Genomic DNA, 1,363 nt, shown 5'->3' on the forward strand with positions numbered 1-1,363 from the left:
GCCCGGGCGGGGGCGGTCCGGGCATTCCGCGCGGCGGCCCGTGGGCGGGGTGGCCCGTGCCGGGTGGCGGCGGTGGCCCGAACTCGAAGATCACCGCGGAACGATTGCCGGCCTCGATCACCTGCTCGTCGAGTTGGGCGGTCAGGAAGCGCTGCAGCGCGAACTCGGTGCCGATTCCGATCCCCGCGCACACGACGGCCAGCAGAGCGACCAGGGTGACCAGCAGGCGGGTTCGCAGCATCCAGCTGCGCGGTGAGCGCAGAACCCTCCGGCCGCGCTCAGCGGGCGGGTTTGAGGACATACCCCGCACCGCGCAGCGTGTGGATCATCGGCTCCCGGCCGCTGTCGATCTTCTTGCGCAGATAGGAAACGTAGAGCTCGACGATGTTGGACCGGCCGCCGAAGTCGTAGCTCCACACCCGGTCGAGGATCTGCGACTTACTCAGCACGCGTTTGGCGTTGCGCATCATGAACCGCAGCAGCTCGAACTCCGTCGCGGTCAGGGTGATCAGCTCACCGGCGCGGGTCACCTCGTGGCTGTCCTCGTCGAGCACCAGATCGCCGACGACGATCTTCGCCTCGTCGGCGTCCGGCGCGGACACCCCGGTGCGGCGCAGCAGCGCGCGCAACCTCAGCACCACTTCCTCGATGCTGAACGGTTTGGTCACGTAGTCGTCACCGCCGGCGGTCAGCCCCGCGATGCGGTCCTCCACCGAATCCTTGGCGGTCAGCAGCAGCAGCGGCAGCCCGGGGATCTGCTCGCGCAGCTTGCCCAGCACCTCCAGCCCGCTCATGTCGGGCAGCATCACATCCAGCACGACGACGTCGGGCGGACTCTGCCGGGCGGCTGCGAGCGCACCGGCACCGTCACCGGCGGTCGAGATCTCCCACCCCTCGTAGCGCAGCGCCATCGACACCAGCTCGGCAAGCACCGGCTCGTCGTCGACGACCAGGACCCGGATCGGACTGCCGTCGGCACGGCGCATGGCGACCCGCGCGGGGTCGCCGGAAACGGTGTCTTGAGGTCCTGGCACCACCTCAGTATGAATCGGTGCGCTAGGCGCCTCCTGTGCCGATCCTATGTGCCCGCTGTGAAACGGCGCGAGATCGCCGGCCCAGCGGCTCATCGAATGCTGAGCGCATCCACAGCGCACACCCATCGAGGGACGCCAGGGTGGTGGCCATGGATACCGAGCAGGTGAACTCGAACACCCCGGTGTGGGGAAGCCCGGAACCGGCAGCGCAGCGCTGGGGCATGCGGCAGACCGCCCTGGCCGTCGGCGTCGCCGCGGTCATCGCCGGGCTGGGCGGCGCGGCGATCTACGCCGCCACCGGTCAGTCGTCGCAGTTCGCGGCACCGGGC

The 1,363-nt window shown here is 69.8% G+C and carries 2 protein-coding genes and 1 pseudogene; 1 reads left to right on the forward strand and 2 read right to left on the reverse strand.

From position 1 onward, the window contains the following. Positions 1–301 (reverse strand): annotated as a pseudogene (locus ACXAID_RS28120) (two-component sensor histidine kinase); the annotation flags it as partial. Next, complete coding sequence (locus ACXAID_RS28125; RefSeq protein WP_475025438.1) at positions 279–986, reverse strand: response regulator transcription factor; 708 nt, start codon at positions 984–986, stop codon at positions 279–281. The gene ACXAID_RS28125 and the pseudogene ACXAID_RS28120, both read right to left, overlap by 23 nt. 197 nt (positions 987–1,183) lie before the next feature. Between ACXAID_RS28125 and ACXAID_RS28130 the strand changes: the two genes are divergently transcribed. Then, on the forward strand, positions 1,184–1,363 hold a 180-nt coding region (locus ACXAID_RS28130), incomplete at its 3' end, for a hypothetical protein (protein ID WP_475025437.1).

Source organism: Mycobacterium sp. ABE4_509, assembly GCF_056160785.1.

Excerpts from the sequence above, each read along its gene's own strand:
- ACXAID_RS28125 (WP_475025438.1), bottom strand. The coding sequence starts at position 986 with ATGCGCCGTGCCGACGGCAGTCCGATCCGGGTCCTGGTCGTCGACGAC.